14 protein-coding genes are annotated in these 17,458 nt (G+C 67.4%); 9 read left to right on the top strand and 5 right to left on the bottom strand.

Annotation, left to right across the window (positions count from 1 at the left end):
- Positions 1-266: 266 nt before the first annotated feature.
- Entirely contained in the window at positions 267-596 is a 330-nt protein-coding gene (locus RTU05_RS00845; RefSeq protein ID WP_312594893.1) for a DUF1491 family protein, read from the top strand.
- Between the two features lie 138 nt (positions 597-734).
- Here the strand turns inward: RTU05_RS00845 and RTU05_RS00840 are convergent, their stop codons facing one another.
- Positions 735-1,139: a helix-turn-helix domain-containing protein gene (locus tag RTU05_RS00840; RefSeq protein WP_312594891.1), complete on the bottom strand. Its 405-nt coding sequence runs from the start codon at positions 1,137-1,139 to the stop codon at positions 735-737.
- A 110-nt stretch (positions 1,140-1,249) separates the two neighbouring features.
- Here RTU05_RS00840 and RTU05_RS00835 point away from each other — a divergent pair, with 110 nt between their 5' ends.
- A complete protein-coding gene (locus RTU05_RS00835) occupies positions 1,250-2,002 on the top strand; it encodes an SDR family NAD(P)-dependent oxidoreductase (RefSeq protein WP_312594890.1) in 753 nt (250 codons plus the stop codon).
- Positions 2,003-2,148: 146 nt separating this feature from the next.
- Here RTU05_RS00835 and lepA read toward each other — a convergent pair whose 3' ends face one another.
- The gene (gene lepA / locus RTU05_RS00830; protein WP_312594888.1) at positions 2,149-3,957 is read right to left on the bottom strand and encodes a translation elongation factor 4; all 1,809 of its coding nucleotides are present in this window, start codon (positions 3,955-3,957) and stop codon (positions 2,149-2,151) included.
- Positions 3,958-4,150: 193 nt separating this feature from the next.
- Between lepA and RTU05_RS00825 the strand changes: the two genes are divergently transcribed.
- Both RTU05_RS00825 and RTU05_RS00820 read left to right on the top strand, forming a co-directional pair.
- The gene (locus tag RTU05_RS00825) at positions 4,151-5,281 is read left to right on the top strand and encodes an efflux RND transporter periplasmic adaptor subunit (RefSeq protein ID WP_312594887.1); all 1,131 of its coding nucleotides are present in this window, start codon (positions 4,151-4,153) and stop codon (positions 5,279-5,281) included.
- 10 nt (positions 5,282-5,291) lie between these two features.
- Positions 5,292-8,378, top strand: a complete 3,087-nt coding sequence (locus RTU05_RS00820) for an efflux RND transporter permease subunit (RefSeq protein WP_312594885.1) — start codon at positions 5,292-5,294, stop codon at positions 8,376-8,378.
- A gap of 31 nt (positions 8,379-8,409) precedes the next feature.
- Here the strand turns inward: RTU05_RS00820 and RTU05_RS00815 are convergent, their stop codons facing one another.
- Positions 8,410-9,324 carry a LysR family transcriptional regulator gene (locus RTU05_RS00815; protein WP_312594882.1) on the bottom strand — a complete coding sequence of 305 codons (915 nt, stop codon included), beginning with the start codon at positions 9,322-9,324 and terminating at the stop codon, positions 8,410-8,412.
- 79 nt (positions 9,325-9,403) lie between these two features.
- Between RTU05_RS00815 and RTU05_RS00810 the strand changes: the two genes are divergently transcribed.
- Positions 9,404-9,841 (top strand): VOC family protein, encoded by a 438-nt coding sequence (locus tag RTU05_RS00810; protein WP_312594881.1) that lies wholly within the window; start codon positions 9,404-9,406, stop codon positions 9,839-9,841.
- 79 nt (positions 9,842-9,920) lie between these two features.
- On the opposite strand, the gene RTU05_RS00805 is transcribed toward RTU05_RS00810, so the two are convergent.
- Positions 9,921-12,563 carry a TonB-dependent receptor gene (locus tag RTU05_RS00805; RefSeq protein ID WP_312594879.1) on the bottom strand — a complete coding sequence of 881 codons (2,643 nt, stop codon included), beginning with the start codon at positions 12,561-12,563 and terminating at the stop codon, positions 9,921-9,923.
- Positions 12,564-12,766: 203 nt separating this feature from the next.
- Positions 12,767-14,011 (bottom strand): Na+/H+ antiporter NhaA, encoded by a 1,245-nt coding sequence (gene nhaA / locus RTU05_RS00800; RefSeq protein WP_312594877.1) that lies wholly within the window; start codon positions 14,009-14,011, stop codon positions 12,767-12,769.
- A gap of 383 nt (positions 14,012-14,394) precedes the next feature.
- On the opposite strand from nhaA, the gene RTU05_RS00795 reads away from it, so the two are divergent.
- From RTU05_RS00795 to RTU05_RS00780, 4 genes are all read left to right on the top strand, one after another.
- Complete coding sequence (locus RTU05_RS00795) at positions 14,395-15,807, top strand: protein adenylyltransferase SelO family protein (RefSeq protein WP_312594875.1); 1,413 nt, start codon at positions 14,395-14,397, stop codon at positions 15,805-15,807.
- 122 nt (positions 15,808-15,929) lie between these two features.
- Entirely contained in the window at positions 15,930-16,451 is a 522-nt protein-coding gene (locus RTU05_RS00790; RefSeq protein ID WP_312594873.1) for a DUF2975 domain-containing protein, read from the top strand.
- A gap of 9 nt (positions 16,452-16,460) precedes the next feature.
- The gene (locus RTU05_RS00785; protein ID WP_292024130.1) at positions 16,461-16,676 is read left to right on the top strand and encodes a helix-turn-helix transcriptional regulator; all 216 of its coding nucleotides are present in this window, start codon (positions 16,461-16,463) and stop codon (positions 16,674-16,676) included.
- 210 nt (positions 16,677-16,886) lie between these two features.
- Entirely contained in the window at positions 16,887-17,303 is a 417-nt protein-coding gene (locus tag RTU05_RS00780) for a DoxX family protein (RefSeq protein ID WP_312594871.1), read from the top strand.
- Positions 17,304-17,458 lie beyond the last annotated feature (155 nt).

The following is a 17,458-nucleotide window of genomic DNA, read 5'->3' as shown; positions in this document are numbered from 1 at the left end:
GCAGGGCCGCGCCCCGCGCCTGATAGGCGGCGGCCGTCAGGGCGGCGGTCAGCTGCGGCTCGAACAGGCCGCAGCGGTCGTTGGCGGCCAGCACGAAGCTGCGCTCATAATAGCGGTCCTGCGGCGCGGCGAGCGCGGCGGCGGGGGTGGCGGCGATCAGCAGCGCCGACATCAGGGCTTGGGTTCGCCGGGGGGAAAGGCCTATCCTCATGCCTCGACCCTAGCGGCTCAGCGTTGGGGTTCCGTGTTCGAGCAGGGTTAGCGAATTGCTTCTTTCCAGCGACCTGTGGGTCAGCGCCCTGATCCGCCGCGCCCAGATCGAGGGCGCCTATGCGACCGTGGTCAACAAGGGCGATGACCGCGCCGGCTCGGTCATCGTCAAGGCCTACGACACCTCCACCCGCACCGCCCGCCTTTACACCGAAGCCTTCGGAACCGATGGCGACCGCCTGTGGATCCAGCCCGTCACGTCCGACAGCGAGGGCGAACTGGACGCCTATATCGCCAGGCAGCGGGGCTATGATCCGGATCTGTGGGTGGTCGAGATCGAAGACCGCCAGGGCCGGCACTTCATCACGGAGACGGTGCAGGGGTGACTCTCAATCCGCTCATCCCGGCGAAAGCCGGGACCCAGTTCTTCCGCATCGCCGGTGCGCCGGATGACCGCTGACCTTCGATCCGAAGCAGCTTTCGCCCAAAGTGCTGGGTCCCGGCTTTCGCCGGGATGAGCGGGATTATTTAGCGCGCCCATCGAACGCGGCCCGCGCCGCCTCGATGCGGTCGATGTTCTTTTCGGCCCATATCCAGACGCCGCAGAACGCTTCGGCCAGGGTGAAGCCCAGGTCGGTCAGGCGGTATTCGACCTTGGGCGGGATGACGGGGTGGACGGTGCGGACGACCAGGCCGTCGCGCTCCATCTGACGCAGGGTCTGGGTCAGCATCTTCTGGCTGATCCCGCCGACCAGGTCGCCGACGCGGGTGAAGCGCTGCTCGCCGTGTTCGGCCAGGACCTCCAGGATCAGCATGGTCCATTTGTCGGCGACGCGGCCGATCACGTCGTTGACCAGGGCCTCCACGCGCGGATCGGCGATCTCTCCGGTTTCGGGGTGAGCGATTCTTGCGGGCGGTACGGCCGTCATGTCCATTTCTTTCCGTGCGGTAAGTAGGGCGGCTTGAAGTGCCTACTTTCGATTGGAGAGTGAAGGTCATACCTCGTCTTCATCTCTGACGCATCCCCGAGGAAACGGTCATGAACATCACCGGCAACACCATACTGATCACCGGCGGCGGCACGGGCATCGGCCGCGCCCTGGCCGAGGCGCTGCACGCGCGCGGCAATCAGATCATCATCACCGGCCGTCGCGAAGGCGTGCTGAAGGACACAGCCGCCGCCAATCCGGGCATGGTTTGGGCGACGCTGGACATGGAGGATGCGGCCGCCGTCGCCGCCTTCGGCGCACAGGTGGTCAAGGATCACCCCGCCCTGAACGCCGTCATCCTGAACGCCGGGATCATGAAGGCCGAGGACCTGAAGGCCGCTCCGTTCGACTTCGCCACGGTCGAGGCGACCATCACCACCAACCTGCTGGGGCCGATCCGCCTGACGGCCGCCCTGTTGCCGCATCTGACGGCTCAGCCGAAGGCGACGGTGATGACGGTGACGTCGGGCCTGGCCTTCGTCCCGCTGGCGGCGACGCCGACCTACAATGCGACCAAGGCGGCGATGCACTCTTGGAGCCAATCCCTGCGGCGTCAACTGGCGGACACTGGTGTCGAGGTGCTGGAGTTGGCCCCGCCCGGCGTCGCCACCGACCTGATGCCCGGCCATGCGGAGAACCCCGCCTCCATGCCGCTAGCCGATTATACGGCCGAGGTGATCGGTCTGATCGAACGGGGCGAGACGCCGCGCGGCGAAATCCTGGTCGAACGGGTCAAGCCGCTGCGGTTCGCCGAGGTGAACGGCTATGAGGCGGTGTTCGAGCAGTTGAACGGGGCGCACTGACCTCCGGCCCGCTCATCCCGGCGAAAGCCGGGACCCAGCGCTTTGGGCGAAAAGTGCGTGAGTCGCAGGCCGGTGGTCATCCGACGCACATTCGACGCGAAAGACCTGGGTCCCGGCTTTCGCCGGGATGAGCGGAAGTTAGGACCTCAATCCTCGTCCATCTTCAGCGCCGCGATAAACGCTTCCTGCGGGATTTCGACCTTGCCGAACTGGCGCATCCGCTTCTTGCCGGCCTTCTGCTTTTCCAGAAGCTTCTTCTTGCGGGTGGCGTCGCCGCCGTAGCACTTCGAGGTCACGTCCTTGCGAAGCGCGCGGACGGTTTCGCGGGCGATGATCTTGCCGCCGATGGCCGCCTGGATCGGGATCTGGAACAGGTGGGGCGGGATCAGTTCCTTCATCTTCTCGACCATGCCCCGGCCGCGCGTCTCGGCGCGGGCGCGGTGGACCAGCATGGACAGGGCGTCGACCGGCTCGGCGTTGACCAGAATGGACATCTTCACCAGGTCGCCGACCTTGTATTCGGTGATCTCATAGTCGAACGAGGCGTAGCCCTTCGAGATCGACTTCAGCCGGTCGTAGAAGTCGAACACCACCTCGTTCAGCGGCAGCTCATAGACCACCATGGCGCGGTTGCCGACGTAGGACAGTTCGATCTGCTGGCCGCGACGGTCCTGGCACAGCTTGATGACCCCGCCGAGGTATTCGTCGGGGGTCAGGATGGTGGCCTTGATCCAGGGTTCGGCGATGGTCTCGATCTGCATCACGTCGGGCAGGTCGGCCGGGTTGTGCAGGTCCATCTCGGTCCCGTCGCGCAGGCCGATCTTGTAGACGACGGACGGCGCCGTGGCGATCAGGTCGAGGTTGAACTCTCGGCTCAGGCGCTCCTGAATGATCTCCAGGTGCAGCAGACCCAGGAAGCCGCAACGGAAGCCGAAGCCCAGCGCCGCCGAGCTTTCCATCTCATAGGTGAAGGAGGCGTCGTTCAGGCGCAGCTTGCCGATGGCGGCGCGCAGGTCCTCGAAGTCGGCGGCGTCCACCGGGAACAGGCCGCAGAAGACCACCGACTGGACCTCCTTGAACCCCTTCAGCGGTTCGGCGGTCGGCTTCTTCTCGTCGGTCAGGGTGTCGCCGACGGCGGCGTGGGCGACCTCCTTGATCTGGGCGGTGATGAAGCCGACCTCGCCGGGGCCGAGCTGGTCGACGGGCGTGTTCTTGGGCAGGAAGACGCCGACGCGGTCGATCAGGTGGGTCGAGCCGTTGCGCATCATCTTGACCCGCATCCCGGTCTTCAAGACGCCGTCGAACACCCGCACCAGCACGACGACGCCGAGATAGGGGTCGTACCAGGCGTCGACCAGCATGGCCTTCAGGGGCGCATTGATGTCGCCCTTGGGCGCCGGCAGCTTGGTGACGATGGCCTCAAGCACCTCCTCGATGCCGATGCCGGACTTGGCGCTGGCCAGGACGGCTTCGGAGGCGTCGATGCCGATGACGTCCTCGATCTGGGCGCGGACGCGGTCCGGCTCGGCGGCGGGCAGGTCGACCTTGTTCAGGACCGGGACGATCTCGTGGTTGTTGTCGATGGCCTGATAGACATTGGCCAGGGTCTGGGCCTCGACCCCTTGCGAGGCGTCCACGACCAGCAGCGACCCTTCGCAGGCGGCCAGGGACCGGCTGACCTCATAGGCGAAGTCCACGTGGCCCGGCGTGTCCATCAGGTTCAGGATATAGTCCTGCCCGTCGCGCGCCTTGTAGGTCAGGCGCACGGTCTGGGCCTTGATGGTGATGCCCCGTTCCTTCTCGATCTCCATATTGTCGAGCACCTGTTCGGACATCTCGCGCGCGGTCAGGCCGCCGGTGTGCTGGATCAGCCGGTCGGACAGGGTCGACTTGCCGTGGTCGATGTGCGCGACCACGCTGAAGTTGCGAATGTTCGAAATAGGAGGAGTCGTCATCCGCGCGCCCCTATCATGCGTAAGCATGCGGGGCCAGACGCACGGCCGATCTGTCGCGCGCCGGGTCACATTACAGCTCTGCAATGAACCGCTTCCGCGTTTGAGAACGGCTCGCGGACGCGGTAAGGAGCAGATCCTTCCCAAACCGGCGCGAGCCGGCGATCCGCTTCGCCTGCAACCGAGGAAATCCCCCGTGTCCAAGACGACCCCAACCGCTCTGAATGTCAGCGCCATGGCCCTGTCGGCCTTACTGCTGGCGAGTTGCGGCGGGCATGGCGAGGACAAGACCGAAGAAAAGGCCGGCGGATCGCGCCAGACCGTCAGCGTCGCCGCCGTGTCCCAGACCAGCCTGAACCGCACCGTGACCGCGTCGGGCACCGTCTCGGCCTGGGAAGAGGTGCCGGTGGCTGCCGAGACCGGCGGCCTGACCGCCGTCGCCGTCTATGTGGACGAGGGAACCTACGTCCGGCAGGGCCAGCCGCTGGTGCAGATGAACGACGTCCTGCTGCGCGCCCAACTTCAGCAGCAGCAGGCCCAGGTCCAGCTGGCCCAGGCCAATGTCCAGCGCGACGACGCCGCGCTTGATCGCGCCCAGCAGTTGAAGGAACGCGGCTTCCTCAGCCAGGCGTCGCTGGACACGGCCCTGGCCAATCAGCGGTCCTCCACCGCCAATCTTGCGGCGGCCCGCGCGGCCCTGGCCCAGACCCAGACCCAACTGTCCCAGGCCACCATCCGCGCGCCCGTCGGCGGGCTGATCATCAGCCGCAGCGTGACCAAGGGCCAGATCATCGCGGCGGGAACCGAACTGTTCCGCATGGTCCGCGACGGCCGACTGGAGCTGGACGCCCAGGTGCCCGAGACGGAGCTGGGCCTGGTGCGCGCCGGTCAGTCGGCGACCGTGACCTCCAGCGAGGCCGGCCGGACCACCGGCTCGGTCCGCATCGTCACGCCAGAGGTCAACGCCACGACCCGCCTGGGCCTGGCCCGCATCTCCCTGGCGCCCGGCGCCCAGCTGCGGCCCGGCATGTTCGCGCGCGCCGACATCGCCGTGGGCGACCAGCCGGCGACCACCGTCCCGACCGGGGCGGTGCTGTATCGCGAGAACAAGCCCGGCGTCTTCGTCCTGAACGGCGACAGCGTCCATTTCCAGCCGATCACGGTCCTGTCGCGCACCGACGCCCAGACGGCGGTGTCGGGCGTCAACACCGGCGTGCGCGTGGTGGTGGACGGCGCGGGCTTCCTGAACGAAGGCGACCGCGTCAACGTCGCGCCGGCGGTGGGCGCCCCAGCCGTCGCCCCCGCAGCCCCGGCCGCGACCAAGTAGGACCGACGCCATGAACCAGATGTCGTCCTGGGCGATCAAGAATCCCATTCCGATCATCCTGCTCTTCCTCCTGCTGACGCTCGGCGGGGTGGTCGGCTTCATGGGGATGCGGATCAATCAGAACCCCGACGTCGACTTCCCCCTGGTCGCCGTCACCGCCGCCCGTCCCGGCTCCGCCCCGGCGGAGATGGAGGTGCAGGTCACGCGCCTGATCGAGGATTCGCTGGCCGGCCTGTCGGGCGTGCGCCACATCAACTCCAACATCACCGACGGCGTCTCGACGACGACCATCGAGTTCGAACTGGGCACAGACACCGACCGGGCCACCAACGACGTACGCAACGCCATGACCGGCCTGCGCGCCAGCCTGCCCCAGGACATGCAGGAACCGGCGGTCCAGCGCATCGACATCACCGGCGACGCCCTGATCACCTATGTCGTGCGCTCGCCCACCATGACGCCGGAAGAGATCAGCTGGTTCATCGACAATGACGTCAGCCGCGCCCTGCTGGCGCTGGGCGGCGTAGGTCAGGTCAACCGCTCGGGCGGCGTCGATCGCGAGATGCGGGTCGAGCTGGACCCCCAGCGCCTGGCCGCCTATGGCGTCACGGCGGCCCAGGTCAGCCAGGCCCTGAACAACGTCAACAACAACCTGCCGGGCGGGCGCGTCACCATCGCCGGGTCCGAACGGTCCGTCCGCACCCTGGGGTCGGCCACCTCGGTCGAACAGCTGCGCGAGACCCTGGTGCCGCTGGGCGACGGCAAGACGGTGCGGCTGGCCGATCTGGGCAAGGTCGAGGACAAGTGGAGCGAGCCGCGTCGCCTGGCCCGCTACAACGGCCAGGAGGCCGTGACCTTCAACTTCCTGCGCTCGCGCACTGCCTCCGAGGTCAAGGTCGCCGACAAGGTCCGCGAAGAGGTCAAGCGGCTGAACGAGGCCCATCCCGAACTGACCATCCGCCAGGTCACCGCCAGCGTCGAACAGATCGAGGAATCCTATCTGGCCTCGCTGGAGGCCCTGCTGCTGGGCGCCGTGCTGGCGGTCATCATCGTCTTCATCTTCCTGCGCGACTGGCGGGCGACCTTCATCGCGGCGACGGCCATGCCGATGTCGCTGATCCCGACCTTCGCCATCCTGGGGCCGATGGACCAGTCGCTGAACGTGGTCACGCTGCTGGCCCTGTCGCTGACCATCGGCATCCTGGTCGACGACGCCATCGTGGAGATCGAGAACATCGTCCGCCACATGCGCGATGGCAAACCGCCCTATGACGCCTCGCTGGAGGCGGCGGACGAGATCGGCCTGGCGGTCGTGGCCACCACCGCCACCATCGTCGCCGTGTTCGCCCCCGTGGGCTTCATGCCAGGGATCATCGGACAGTTCTTCAAGGCCTTCGCCCTGGCGGCCTGCGTGTCGGTGGTCTTCTCGCTGCTGGTGGCGCGCACCCTGACGCCGCTGATGGCCGCCTACATCCTCAAACACACCCACCATGAGGACAAGGACCCCTTCTGGATGGGGGGCTATCTGAAGGCGCTGCGCTGGTCGCTGGGCAATCGCTGGAAGGTGTTCGTGCTGGGCATCCTGTTCCTGTTCGGCTCCGTCGGCACGGCGATCGTCGCCAAGATGTCGTTCGAATTCATGTCGCCCGGCGACACCGCCCGCGCCGCCTTCCAGGTCGAACTGCCGCCCGGCGCGACCCTGCGCCAGACCGATGCGGTGGTGCAGCAGGTGACACGCACCCTGGAGGCCCGGCCCGAGGTGACGTCGGTCTATGCCGCCATCGGCGGTCAGGACGTGACCCAGGCCAATGTCTATGCCGACATGGTGCCCAAGGGGGACCGCAAGCTGAGCCAGCAGGCGTTCGCCCGCGCCATGGTGGACGAGCTGAAGAAGATCCCCGGCGCCCGCATCCGCGCCGGCATCGCCCAGCAGGGCGGCGGACCCGGCGACGGCACGACCTACACCTTCTCGATCCTGGGCGACAATCCCGAAGCCCTGAACGCGGCGGCGCGCAAGGTCGAGGCCGAGATGCGGACCGTTCCGGGCCTGGCGAACGTGGTCAACTCGGCCGCCATCGCCCGACCGGAAATCCTGGTCACGCCGCGCCCCGACGAGGCGGCCCTGGCGGGCGTGTCCGCCGGCGCCATCTCCCAGGCCGTGCGGGTGGCCACCATCGGCGACGTCGATCAGAATCTGCCCAAATACAATCTGGGCGACCGTCAGATTCCGATCCGCCTGCAGCTGACCGAGACGGCGCGCGAGGACCTGACCGTGCTGGAGAACCTGCGGGTGCCGGCCAACAACGGGGCCTCCGTGCCGCTGAGCGCCGTCGCCGACATCCGCTTCGGCGCAGGCCCGGCCACCGTCAACCGCCAGGACCGGTCGCGCATCGCCTCGATCAGCGCCGAACTGGACGGAACCACGACCGGCGCCGCCAGCGCGGCGGTCAACCGCCTGCCCTCGGTCAAGACCCTGCCCGCGGGTGTGCGCCAGGTGCCGGCCGGGGACGCCGAGTTCATCCAGGAGATGCTGACCGGCTTCGGCATCGCCTTCGCCTCGGGCCTGCTGCTGATGTATGCGGTGCTGACCTTGCTGTTCAAAAGCTTCGCCTATCCCATCACCATCATGGCGGCCCTGCCCCTGGCCATCGGCGGCGCCTTCATCGCCCTGGCCATCGGGGGCGCCAACTTCTCCATGTCGGCCCTGATCGGGGTGCTGATGCTGATGGGGATCGCGGCCAAGAACTCCATCCTGCTGGTCGACTATGTCATCATGGCCGAACGGGAGGGCATGCCCCGGCGCGAGGCCATACTGGACGCGGCGCACAAGCGCGCCCGGCCTATCCTGATGACCACCTTCGCCATGGGGGCGGGCATGGTGCCCATCGCCATGGGCGTGGGGGCCGACGTCCAGTTCCGCGCGCCCATGGCCATCGCCGTGCTGGGCGGACTGATCTCCTCGACCTTCCTCAGCCTGCTCTACATCCCGGCCATCTTCACCATCGTCGACGACTTCGCCCAGGGCGCCCGCCGCATCCTGCGCCGCAAGACCGCCGGCCAGCGCGAATTGGCCAAGCCGAGGCCGGTGGCGGAATAGGGAAGGCTTCTCGGGAGAGGTCGGCCGGCGCCTAGGGACAGGGATCGGCGGGGATGCTTTGCGCGATCTGCGTCCGCAACCACTTCAGGCCCCGGTCGTGGTCCCGCCGGACATGCCAGGCGTGCACCAGCGGAATGGTCGGCAGCGCCATCGGGGGGCGTGCGATCACCAAGCCGTCGCCTGGCCTCGGCGTCAGACTCCGCCGCGCCACCGTCAGGATCAGGTCGGAGCCGCGCACAAGCTGGGGCGCGACCGACCAGTGCGGCAGGGTGATCGCCACGCGCCGGGTCAGGCCCTGCGCGGCCAGGGCCGCGTCCACCTCTCCATTGTCCTCGGGCGAGGCGGAGACGGCGATGTGAGGCCGCGACAGATAGGCCCGTAGCGAGGCCGGCGCCCCCGATGCGGCGTCGGCGAGGCAGGCGAATGCATCGTCGAACAGAGGGGATGTGCGAAAGTCGTCGGTTCGCCCCTCTGGATAGACCCCGATCGCCAGATCGATCTCGCCCGCCCGGATCGCGGCGCGTGCGCCGTCCCGACCGAGAGAAACCAGCGCCAGGGTCAGATGGGGCGCCGCATGGACGATCCGTGGGGTCAAAGCGGGCAACAGGACTTCTGCGGCGTAATCCGACATCGACAATCGGAACTCACGCTTCGCGCGGCCGGGATCGAAGACGCGCTCGTCCACCAGGCCGCCGAGGGTCGACAAGGCGTCCCGCAACGGAGCCGCCAGTTCCACCGCGCGCGGCGTCGGCTCCAGTCCGCCCGGTCGCCGCACCAGGATCGGATCGTCGAACAGAATCCGAAGACGGGCCAAGGCATGGCTGACGGCAGGCTGGGTCTTGTTCAGCCGAACGGCGGCGCGGGTGACGTGCCGTTCGGCGAGCAGGGCGTCCAGCACCACCAGAAGGTTGAGATCGACGCCGCTCAGATCATTCACAGATCGCATGACGGGCATAATGCATCTTCATTTCCATTCGCTCAACGCATAGCAAAAGATGCCGGGCATCAAGCAAGGAGAGCGAACGATGTCCGACACACCCACGCCCGACCGAGGACTGACCCACATCGCCCTTGTCGTGCGAGACCTGGATCGAAGCCGGGCCTTCTATGAAACCTTCGCCGAGCTTTCAGCCACGCATGAGCGCGGGGGAGCGGGGCCCATAAGCCGCGTCGTCTGGATGGCGGACCCGCATACGAGGTTCGCCGTCGTGCTGGTGGAATCCGACGAGCTGCGGGACACGCCCCTGGGGCCGTTCGGCCATCTGGGCATGGCCTGCGCCAGCCGTGCGGACGTGGATCGTCTGGCGGACCTGGCCAGGGCGCAGGGCGTTCTTCGCTCGCCGCCCAGGCAAAGTCCCGATCCTGTGGGCTACTGGACCTATATCGCCGACCCCGACGGCAACACCCTGGAGCTGTCCTACGGCCAGACCGTTCGCCATTCGGCCCGACAGGCGGCGGGATAGCGACCGGACGAACGCCCAGCAAAAAGGGCCGGCCGGTCGCCCGGTCGGCCCTTCGTCGTTCAGCCCTGCGGCCTGACGATCAGTATTTGACCTTCAGCGTCACGCCGTAGGTGCGCGGGGCGCCCAGATAGGCGTTGTAGGTCGCCGTGTCGGTGGCCTGGTTGTAGAAGGTGCCGTTGGCCTGGGGCGTGGTGGTGTTGGTGAAGGCCGTGCCCTGCAGCGGCGCGGCGAAGCCCACCTGGGTGTATTCTTCCTGCAGCAGGTTCTGGCCCCAGACCTCCACGGTCCAGCGTTCGTCTTCCGACCCGATCGAGACCCGGCCGTTGACCACGGTGAAGGCGTCCTGATGCTTGTAGGGCAGCAGGTCCGAGCCGGTGTTGTAGTCGGTCGAATATTTGGCCGAGAGGTTGAACCCGCCGCGCAAGCCCCCGCCCAGCGAGCGGTCGAAGGCCAGGGCGCCGGTCAGCGACCATTCCGGGGCGAACGAGGCGCGCGCGCCAGGCAGCAGCGACAGCTGCGGGAAGCGGCCGGGGCTGGACAGGTCGCCGGCGCCGAACACGCCGTATTTGGCGTCGGTATAGGTCACGCCGCCCTGGAAGGTCAGGCCCTCGACCGGGGTGAACCAGACCATGTCGGCGTCCACGCCGCGCGACTTCAGCTCGGGGATGGATTCCACCACGAAGGCGGTGCCCAGGAAGGTGTTCAGCTGGAAGTTCTCGAACTTCTGATCGAAGTAGGTCAGGTTCAGCAGCATGGTGCGGTTGAATAGAGTCGTCTTGACCCCCGCCTCATAGCTGTCGACCGTCTCGGCCTTGAAGAACAGCGAGGCGTCCGGCGTCACGCCCGTCTGCACCCGGTCCATGTTGTAACCCGCGCCCTTGTAGCCGCGCGCATACGAACCATAGACCATGATCGATGGGTTGAACCGGTAGGACGCCTTGATCGTGCCCGACAGGTCGGTGTCGCTGAACTTCTCCTGGATGCGGCGACCGTCATAGAGCGGGTTCGACCAGGGCAGGCACAGCAGGTCAAGCGCAGCCGCCGGGGTTTTGATGTTCGCCGTTCCGGGGATCGGCGACGCCGGCAGCGAGGGCGCCAGATTGTTCGTCAGGGCGCCGCCGCAGGCCGCGCCGTTGGTCCCCAGATTGTCCTGCAGGCCCAGCAGGCGCTTGCTGTCGTAGGTGTAGCGCAGGCCCAGGTTGATATCGAAGGCTTCGCTGACCTTCCAGGTGTTGTTGGTGAACAGGGCGACCGATTCCGACTTCTGGGAATAGTGGTCCTCATACGCCTTGCCGACGCCGAAGGTGGGGGCGGCGGCGCTGGGCGGGGCCAGCCCCAGCACGCACAGCGGCTGTCCGGCCAGGGCGCCGGTCGTGCCGACCAGGAAGCCGTTCGGATTGGTGAAGCAACCGATCCGCGACGGGCTGGGGCCGCCGAAGGCCGCCGGAACCGAGGCCGTCAGCAGGAAGGAGGCGAAGGCGTTGTAGTCCGAGCCATAGACGTAGCTGTCGTCGCGATAGACCGTCTCGCGCGTGGCGAACATGCCGACCAGCCAGTCGAACCTGTCCGTCGTGCTCGCCAGACGCAGTTCCTGGGTCAGGTTGCCGACGCCATAGCCGTTGGAGCCGTCGTTGGCGCGGTACAGGATGTCGGCGCCGGTGTAGTCCAGGTCCATCCCCTGCTGGAACGACCAGTCGCGCCACGAGGTCAGCGACGTCAGGGTGGCGTTGATGCTGGGGAAGTCGATATTGGCTTCCGCCGACAGCCCCATGTCCTCGATCTCTTGCGGCGTCTCGCGGTTCGAATAGGCCAGACGCGAGAAGGGCACCGTGCCGAACCCTGCGGCAGGCGGCGTTTGGCCAGGGCCGTTCGGCGCGGCCAGGGCGGCGATGAAGGCCTGGGACGGGCCGACGCGCGTCTGCACGGCGACGCAGCAGTATTCCTCGCGCTTGGTGTAGTCGGCGATCAGGCGGATCGAGGTGTTGTCGTTGGGCAGGATCAGCAGCTGGCCGCGCGTGGTCCAGTAGTCCTGGTTCTGGTCGTCCTTGCGGCTGTTGGGGCCGTCGCCGTTGTTGACGTCGTAGAAGCCGTCGCGCTCGCGGTGGGCGACGAACAGGCGACCGGCGATCTGGTCGGTCAGGCCGCCCGTGACCGAAACCGATCCGCCGATGGCGCCGAAGTTGCCGCCGGTCAGCTCGGCCGAGATCGACGGATCGAACGACGGCCGTTCGGTGATGATGTTGATGACGCCGGCCGAGGTGTTCTTGCCGAACAGGGTGCCCTGCGGCCCCTTCAGAACCTCGATGCGGCTCAATTCGCCCAGGTCGCCGAAACCGACCGAGTTGCGCGAGCGATAGACGCCGTCGATCACCACGCCGACCGAGCTTTCCAGGCCGGGGTTGTCGCCAACGGTGCCGGCGCCGCGGATGCGGACGGTGGTGGAGGCTTCCGACTGGGTCGAGGTGACGGTCATGCCGGGCGTCAGGATCTGCAGGTCCTTGATGTCCTGCACGCCCGCGCCCTGCAGCAGTTCCTGCGACAGGGTGGTGACCACGATCGGCACGTCCTGCAGGCTCTGTTCGCGCTTCTGGGCGGTGACGATGATGTCGTCGACGGTCGCCGGGGCCTCCTGTGCGGCGGCGGCGCCGGCGAAGCCGAAGGCCACGGCCCCGATCACGGCGGCGGCGGATACGGTGGTCCTGAGTTGAAGATTGCGGCGCATAGCGTCCTCCCGGCTGAAGTCGCGTCGCCTTGGGCGATCGCGGCGTTTCCTGTTCCCATCGACGTCCCCTTCGTGGGAGAGCGTTCGTTATCGCTAGGCTAAGCGCGCTTCGACGCCACCGACAAGCGAGCGTTCTCGCCCGCGACGATTTTTCGCCGCAGATCCGCCTTTGTGTGTCGAGGAAGCGACAGAAAACCCTGACGCTAGGTCAGTTTTTGCCCTGTTTTCGGCCCCAAGGGCTCCACATCGGGTTTCAGGGCGACAGGGTCGAAGCGGCGCTTCCGCCCCGCCAGACCCAGCAGCAGGGCCGCCGCGACCGCCGACAGGATCGAGCCGCCGATGACCCCCAGCTTGACCTCGACCTGTTCGGGACTGTCGACCGCGCCGGGGAAGGCCAGCACCCCGATGAACAGGCTCATGGTGAAGCCGACGCCGCACAGCAGCGACACCCCATAGACCTGCAGCCAGCTGGCGTCCGTCGGACGCGCGCCGATCTTCATCGCCGAGGCCAGCCAGGCGGCGCCGAACACGCCGATCTGCTTGCCCAGGAACAGGCCCAGCGCGATGGCGACGACCAGGGGCGCGAACGCCTGATCCATCGACAGGCCGGCGAAGGAGACCCCCGCCTTGGCGAAGGCGAACAGGGGCAGGACCAGAAAGGCGTTCCACGGATGCAGGTCGTGGATGGCCGCCTTCAGCGGGCTCGGGCCGCCTTCAGCGCGGGCCTTGATCGGCACGATCATGGCGAAGGCCACGGCGGTCAGGGAGGTGCTGAGGCCCGACAGCACCGTCAGATGCCAGACCAGGGCGAACCCCAGCACCCAGAAGGGCGCGGGGATTCTCATGCTGTGCGCGGCGACGGCGCCCGCGATCAGGGCGGCGGCGGCCCATAGCAACGGAATCCAGTTGGTCCCCTCGCTGAACAGCACCGCGATCAGGGCGATGGCGCCCAGGTCGTCGACGATGGCCAGGGTCAACAGGAAGACGCGCAGCGACGCCGGCAATCCCTTGCCCACGAAGCCGAAGACGGCCAGGGCGAAGGCGATGTCGGTGGCCAGGGGGATGGGCCAGCCCGCATGGGGCGCGCCGATCAGACCGGACAACAGCAGATAGACCGCCGCCGGCCCCGCCATGCCGCCCAGGGCCGCCAGCACCGGCGTCGCCAGCTTGCGCGGATCGCTGAGCTCGCCGCGCACGATCTCGTATTTGATCTCCAGCCCCACCACGAGGAAGAAGATCGCCATCAGACCTTCCTTGATCCAGTCGGAGATCGTCTCCTCCAGCCGGATCGGACCGATCTGCAGGACGTGATGGCTCTTGAGCCAGGCGAAATAATCCGCCGACCAGGGCGAGTTGGCGACCATCAGAGCAGCGAGGGCCGCCAGCGCCAGGGCCAGGCCGGACGCGGCCTCGGTCTTGAGGAAATCAAGTGTCAGTTTGCGCGCCACGGCGGCCTCCAAAAGGAATACTGAAGCTGTCGTGACGCCAGGTTATCGACGGGCGTCGGACCGGATTCGCCGCCCGCCAGGGCGCGCCGGCCTGGCCGCGCGGAGCGACCTGATGGCTGGCGACATCATAGGCGAAGCTGAGTGCGGGACCAACCGCCTCCCTCTTTCCGTCATTCCGGGCGAAGACCCGGAACCCAGCGGCCCGCGAGAGCGGGAAGCTGTCACGGCCCCGCCCTTGGGACAGCGTGCGGCGGCCGCATTTCGCCTTTCGGCGCCGCTTGGTCCCCCGGTCTGCGCCGCAAGCGGCTTGCCGGAGGATGACGAAATAAAAGAACAGCAGGAAGCCGTTGCGCTTCATGTGCCGGACACGCACCTAGCCCTCCATGCCCGTCTCCCCCGCTTATCGCCCCGAACCGCGTTTCATCGACCTGGGCCCCGACTATTCCGACGCCGTGCGATCGGCGGACTTTCCGCAGACGATCCTGCGGTTCCGCAATGACCGCGCCGCCGCAGAGGTCGGGCTGGAGGCATTGAGCGACGCCGAATGGATCGCCGCCTTCGGCCGGTTCGAACCCCTGCCCGGCCAACCCGGCCCCATCGCCATGCGCTATCACGGCCATCAGTTCCGCCAGTACAATCCCGACCTGGGCGACGGGCGCGGCTTTCTGGCGGCGCAGATGCGCGACGCCGATGGCCGCCTGCTCGATCTGGGCGCCAAGGGGTCCGGCCGCACGCCCTGGTCGCGCGACGGCGACGGGCGGCTGACGCTGAAGGGCGGGGTGCGCGAGGTGCTGGCGGCGGCGATGCTGGAGGCGCAGGGCGTACCTACCAGCCGCGCCCTGTCGCTGATCGAGACCGGCGAAGCGCTGGAGCGGGGGGACGAACCGTCGCCCACACGGTCCGCCGTCCTGGTGCGGCTGTCGCACAGCCATGTGCGGTTCGGGACCTTTCAGCGCGCCGCCTATCTGAACCGGCCCGACCAGATCGAGGCCCTGATCGAACACGTCCGCAGCCTGTATCACCCCCAGGTCGCGGCGGGCGACGTTCCGGGCCTGATGCGCGCCGTCGTCGACGCCTCGGCCCGGCTGACGGCGCGCTGGATCGCGGCCGGGTTCGTGCATGGGGTGCTGAACACCGACAATCTGAACGTTACGGGCGAGAGCTTCGACTATGGCCCCTGGCGGTTCCTGCCCGCCTATCAGCCCGGCTTCACCGCCGCCTATTTCGACCACGGCGGCCTCTACGCCTTCGCCCGCCAGCCCGAAGCGGTGTTCTGGAACCTGACCCAACTGGCCAGCTGCCTGGCGGTGGTGTCCGATCCCAAGACCCTGGCCGACGCGCTGAACGGCTTCGGTCCGGCCTATATCCGCGAACTGCGCGCCGCCTTCCTGATGCGGCTGGGGGTCCAGAGCCTGGGAGAGGCGGCGGATCAGCGCCTGGTGGATACGACCCTGGCCCTGCTGAGAGAGGGCGGCGAGGCGATGCGGTGGGAGCCGCTGTTCTTCGACTGGTTCGGCGGCTTCGCCTCCTCGGCCCGCGCCCTGTCGGGACCGCGCGCCAAACTGTATCAGGGCGAGGCCTTCGACGCCTTCCGTTTCGCCCTGCTGGAGCACGAGCCCGACCGGATCGAGCGGCTGGAGCACCCCATGTTCGCCGCGCGCGAGCCGGAGGAAATGCTGATCGGGGAGGTCGAATCCCTGTGGGCCTCAATCGACGCCGCCGACGACTGGGCGCCGCTCCACGCCAAGCTGGCCCGGTTGGAGGCGGCCCGCGTCGCCTGGGGCTTCACCGCCTGACGCCGAACCTTACGAAAGCTTCATCTCGTTTATCGATAATTGCCTTGCCCGTTTATCGATAAATCCATATCGATAGTCATCAAGGCGGTCGCGGAGGGTGACCCGATGGGAAGGCTTTCGCAATGAAACTGATCGGCAAATACTCCATCGCCAGCGCGCTGCGTTGGCTGCTGGGCGTCGCCAACGTCTTCGTCGTGATCGGCGGCGTTCTGACGCTGATCCTGTTCGCCTTCGCCCTAGCCGACCCTAGCCTGGGCGCCGGCCTGCTGGATGGGATGGAGGGCCGACCGGCGGATCCGAGCCACATCCTGCACTGGAGCGGCGCGCTGGTGTTTCTCGGCGGCGCCCTGGCGTGCGGCTTCACCTGGTGGATCATCAATCGACTGCGGCGCATCCTGTTGTCCGTGAACCAGGGCGACGCCTTCGAGTTCGCCAACGTCAAACGGCTTCAGGCGGTCGGCCTGGGATTGATCGGTCTTCAGCTGGTCAATCTGGCCCTCGTCGTGGCCGCCACCCTGGGCGAAGGCGCGCTGGACCGCAGCCTGAACCTGGGCGCCTGGCTGGGCATTCTGGTGGTCTTCATCCTGGCCGAGGTGTTTCGCCAGGGCGCGGCCATGCGCGACGAACAGCTGACCACGGTCTGAGGGCGCGCCATGATCCTGATCCAACTGGACCGCCTGCTGCTGGACCGCCGCATGTCGCTGACCGAACTGTCCGACCGGGTGGGGGTGACGATGGCCAATCTGTCGATCCTGAAGACCGGCAAGGCCCGCGCCGTCCGATTCTCCACCCTGGACGCCCTGTGCCGCGAACTGGACTGCCAGCCCGGCGACCTGATCGTCCAGACGCCGGGACCCCAGCCGGAATAGGCCCGGCTGCACAATCCGAATGATCGACGAGGCGCGGAAAATCTTTCCGCGCCTCAACAGTTTGGATGGCCTGTAACACAAAGTCATCAACCGATGTCATCAGCTGATGTCATCGCCGGATGACAAATATCCAAAGCGCCGCTATATCCCCTCTTGCGGACGGCGATGCCCGATCCGATATCGCGGCTGTTACGAATTAGGCCCTCCACCATGACCACGACGACACTTCCCGCCCCCCAGGCCCGCAGCCGCGCCGCCTATCGCAACATCGCCCTGTGGACGCTGCAGGGCTGGATCGCGATGTTCTTCATCGCCGCCGGTTACGCAAAACTGACCGAGCCGATGACCAATCTGATCAATCTGATGGGCTGGCCCGCCGTGGCGCCCGAGAACATGGTGCGCGGCCTGGGCGTGGTCGAGATGGTGCTGGCGCTGGGCGTGCTGAGCCCGCTGATCTCCTGGCGCGTGGGCCGCCCGCTGCTGCTGACCGCCGCGACCGGCCTGGTCGTGCTGGAGGGGGCCATGCTGGCCGTCCACGCCGTCAATCAAGACATCGCCCTGGCGGCGGTCAACGCCGTCCTTCTGGCCTTCACGGTTCCGGTGCTGCTGGGCCGCCGCCGGGCCTGACGCGCCGACGAGTTCGAGCGCCGGACGTTCTCCCCCCTCCATCCGGCGTTTCGCGCCCGGAACCGTTCCCCCCGGTTCCGGGCTTTTTCTTTGCCGGGTCGCCTGCGATAGCGGGCCTTGGGCCAGAGGGTTCGTCACAACGCTCACAACGCGGT

It is taken from the genome of Brevundimonas sp., assembly GCF_032017145.1.
GTDB lineage: Bacteria > Pseudomonadota > Alphaproteobacteria > Caulobacterales > Caulobacteraceae > Brevundimonas.
The sequence above is the reverse complement of the archived record's forward strand: the minus strand, read 5'-3'. Positions and strand labels throughout refer to the sequence as shown.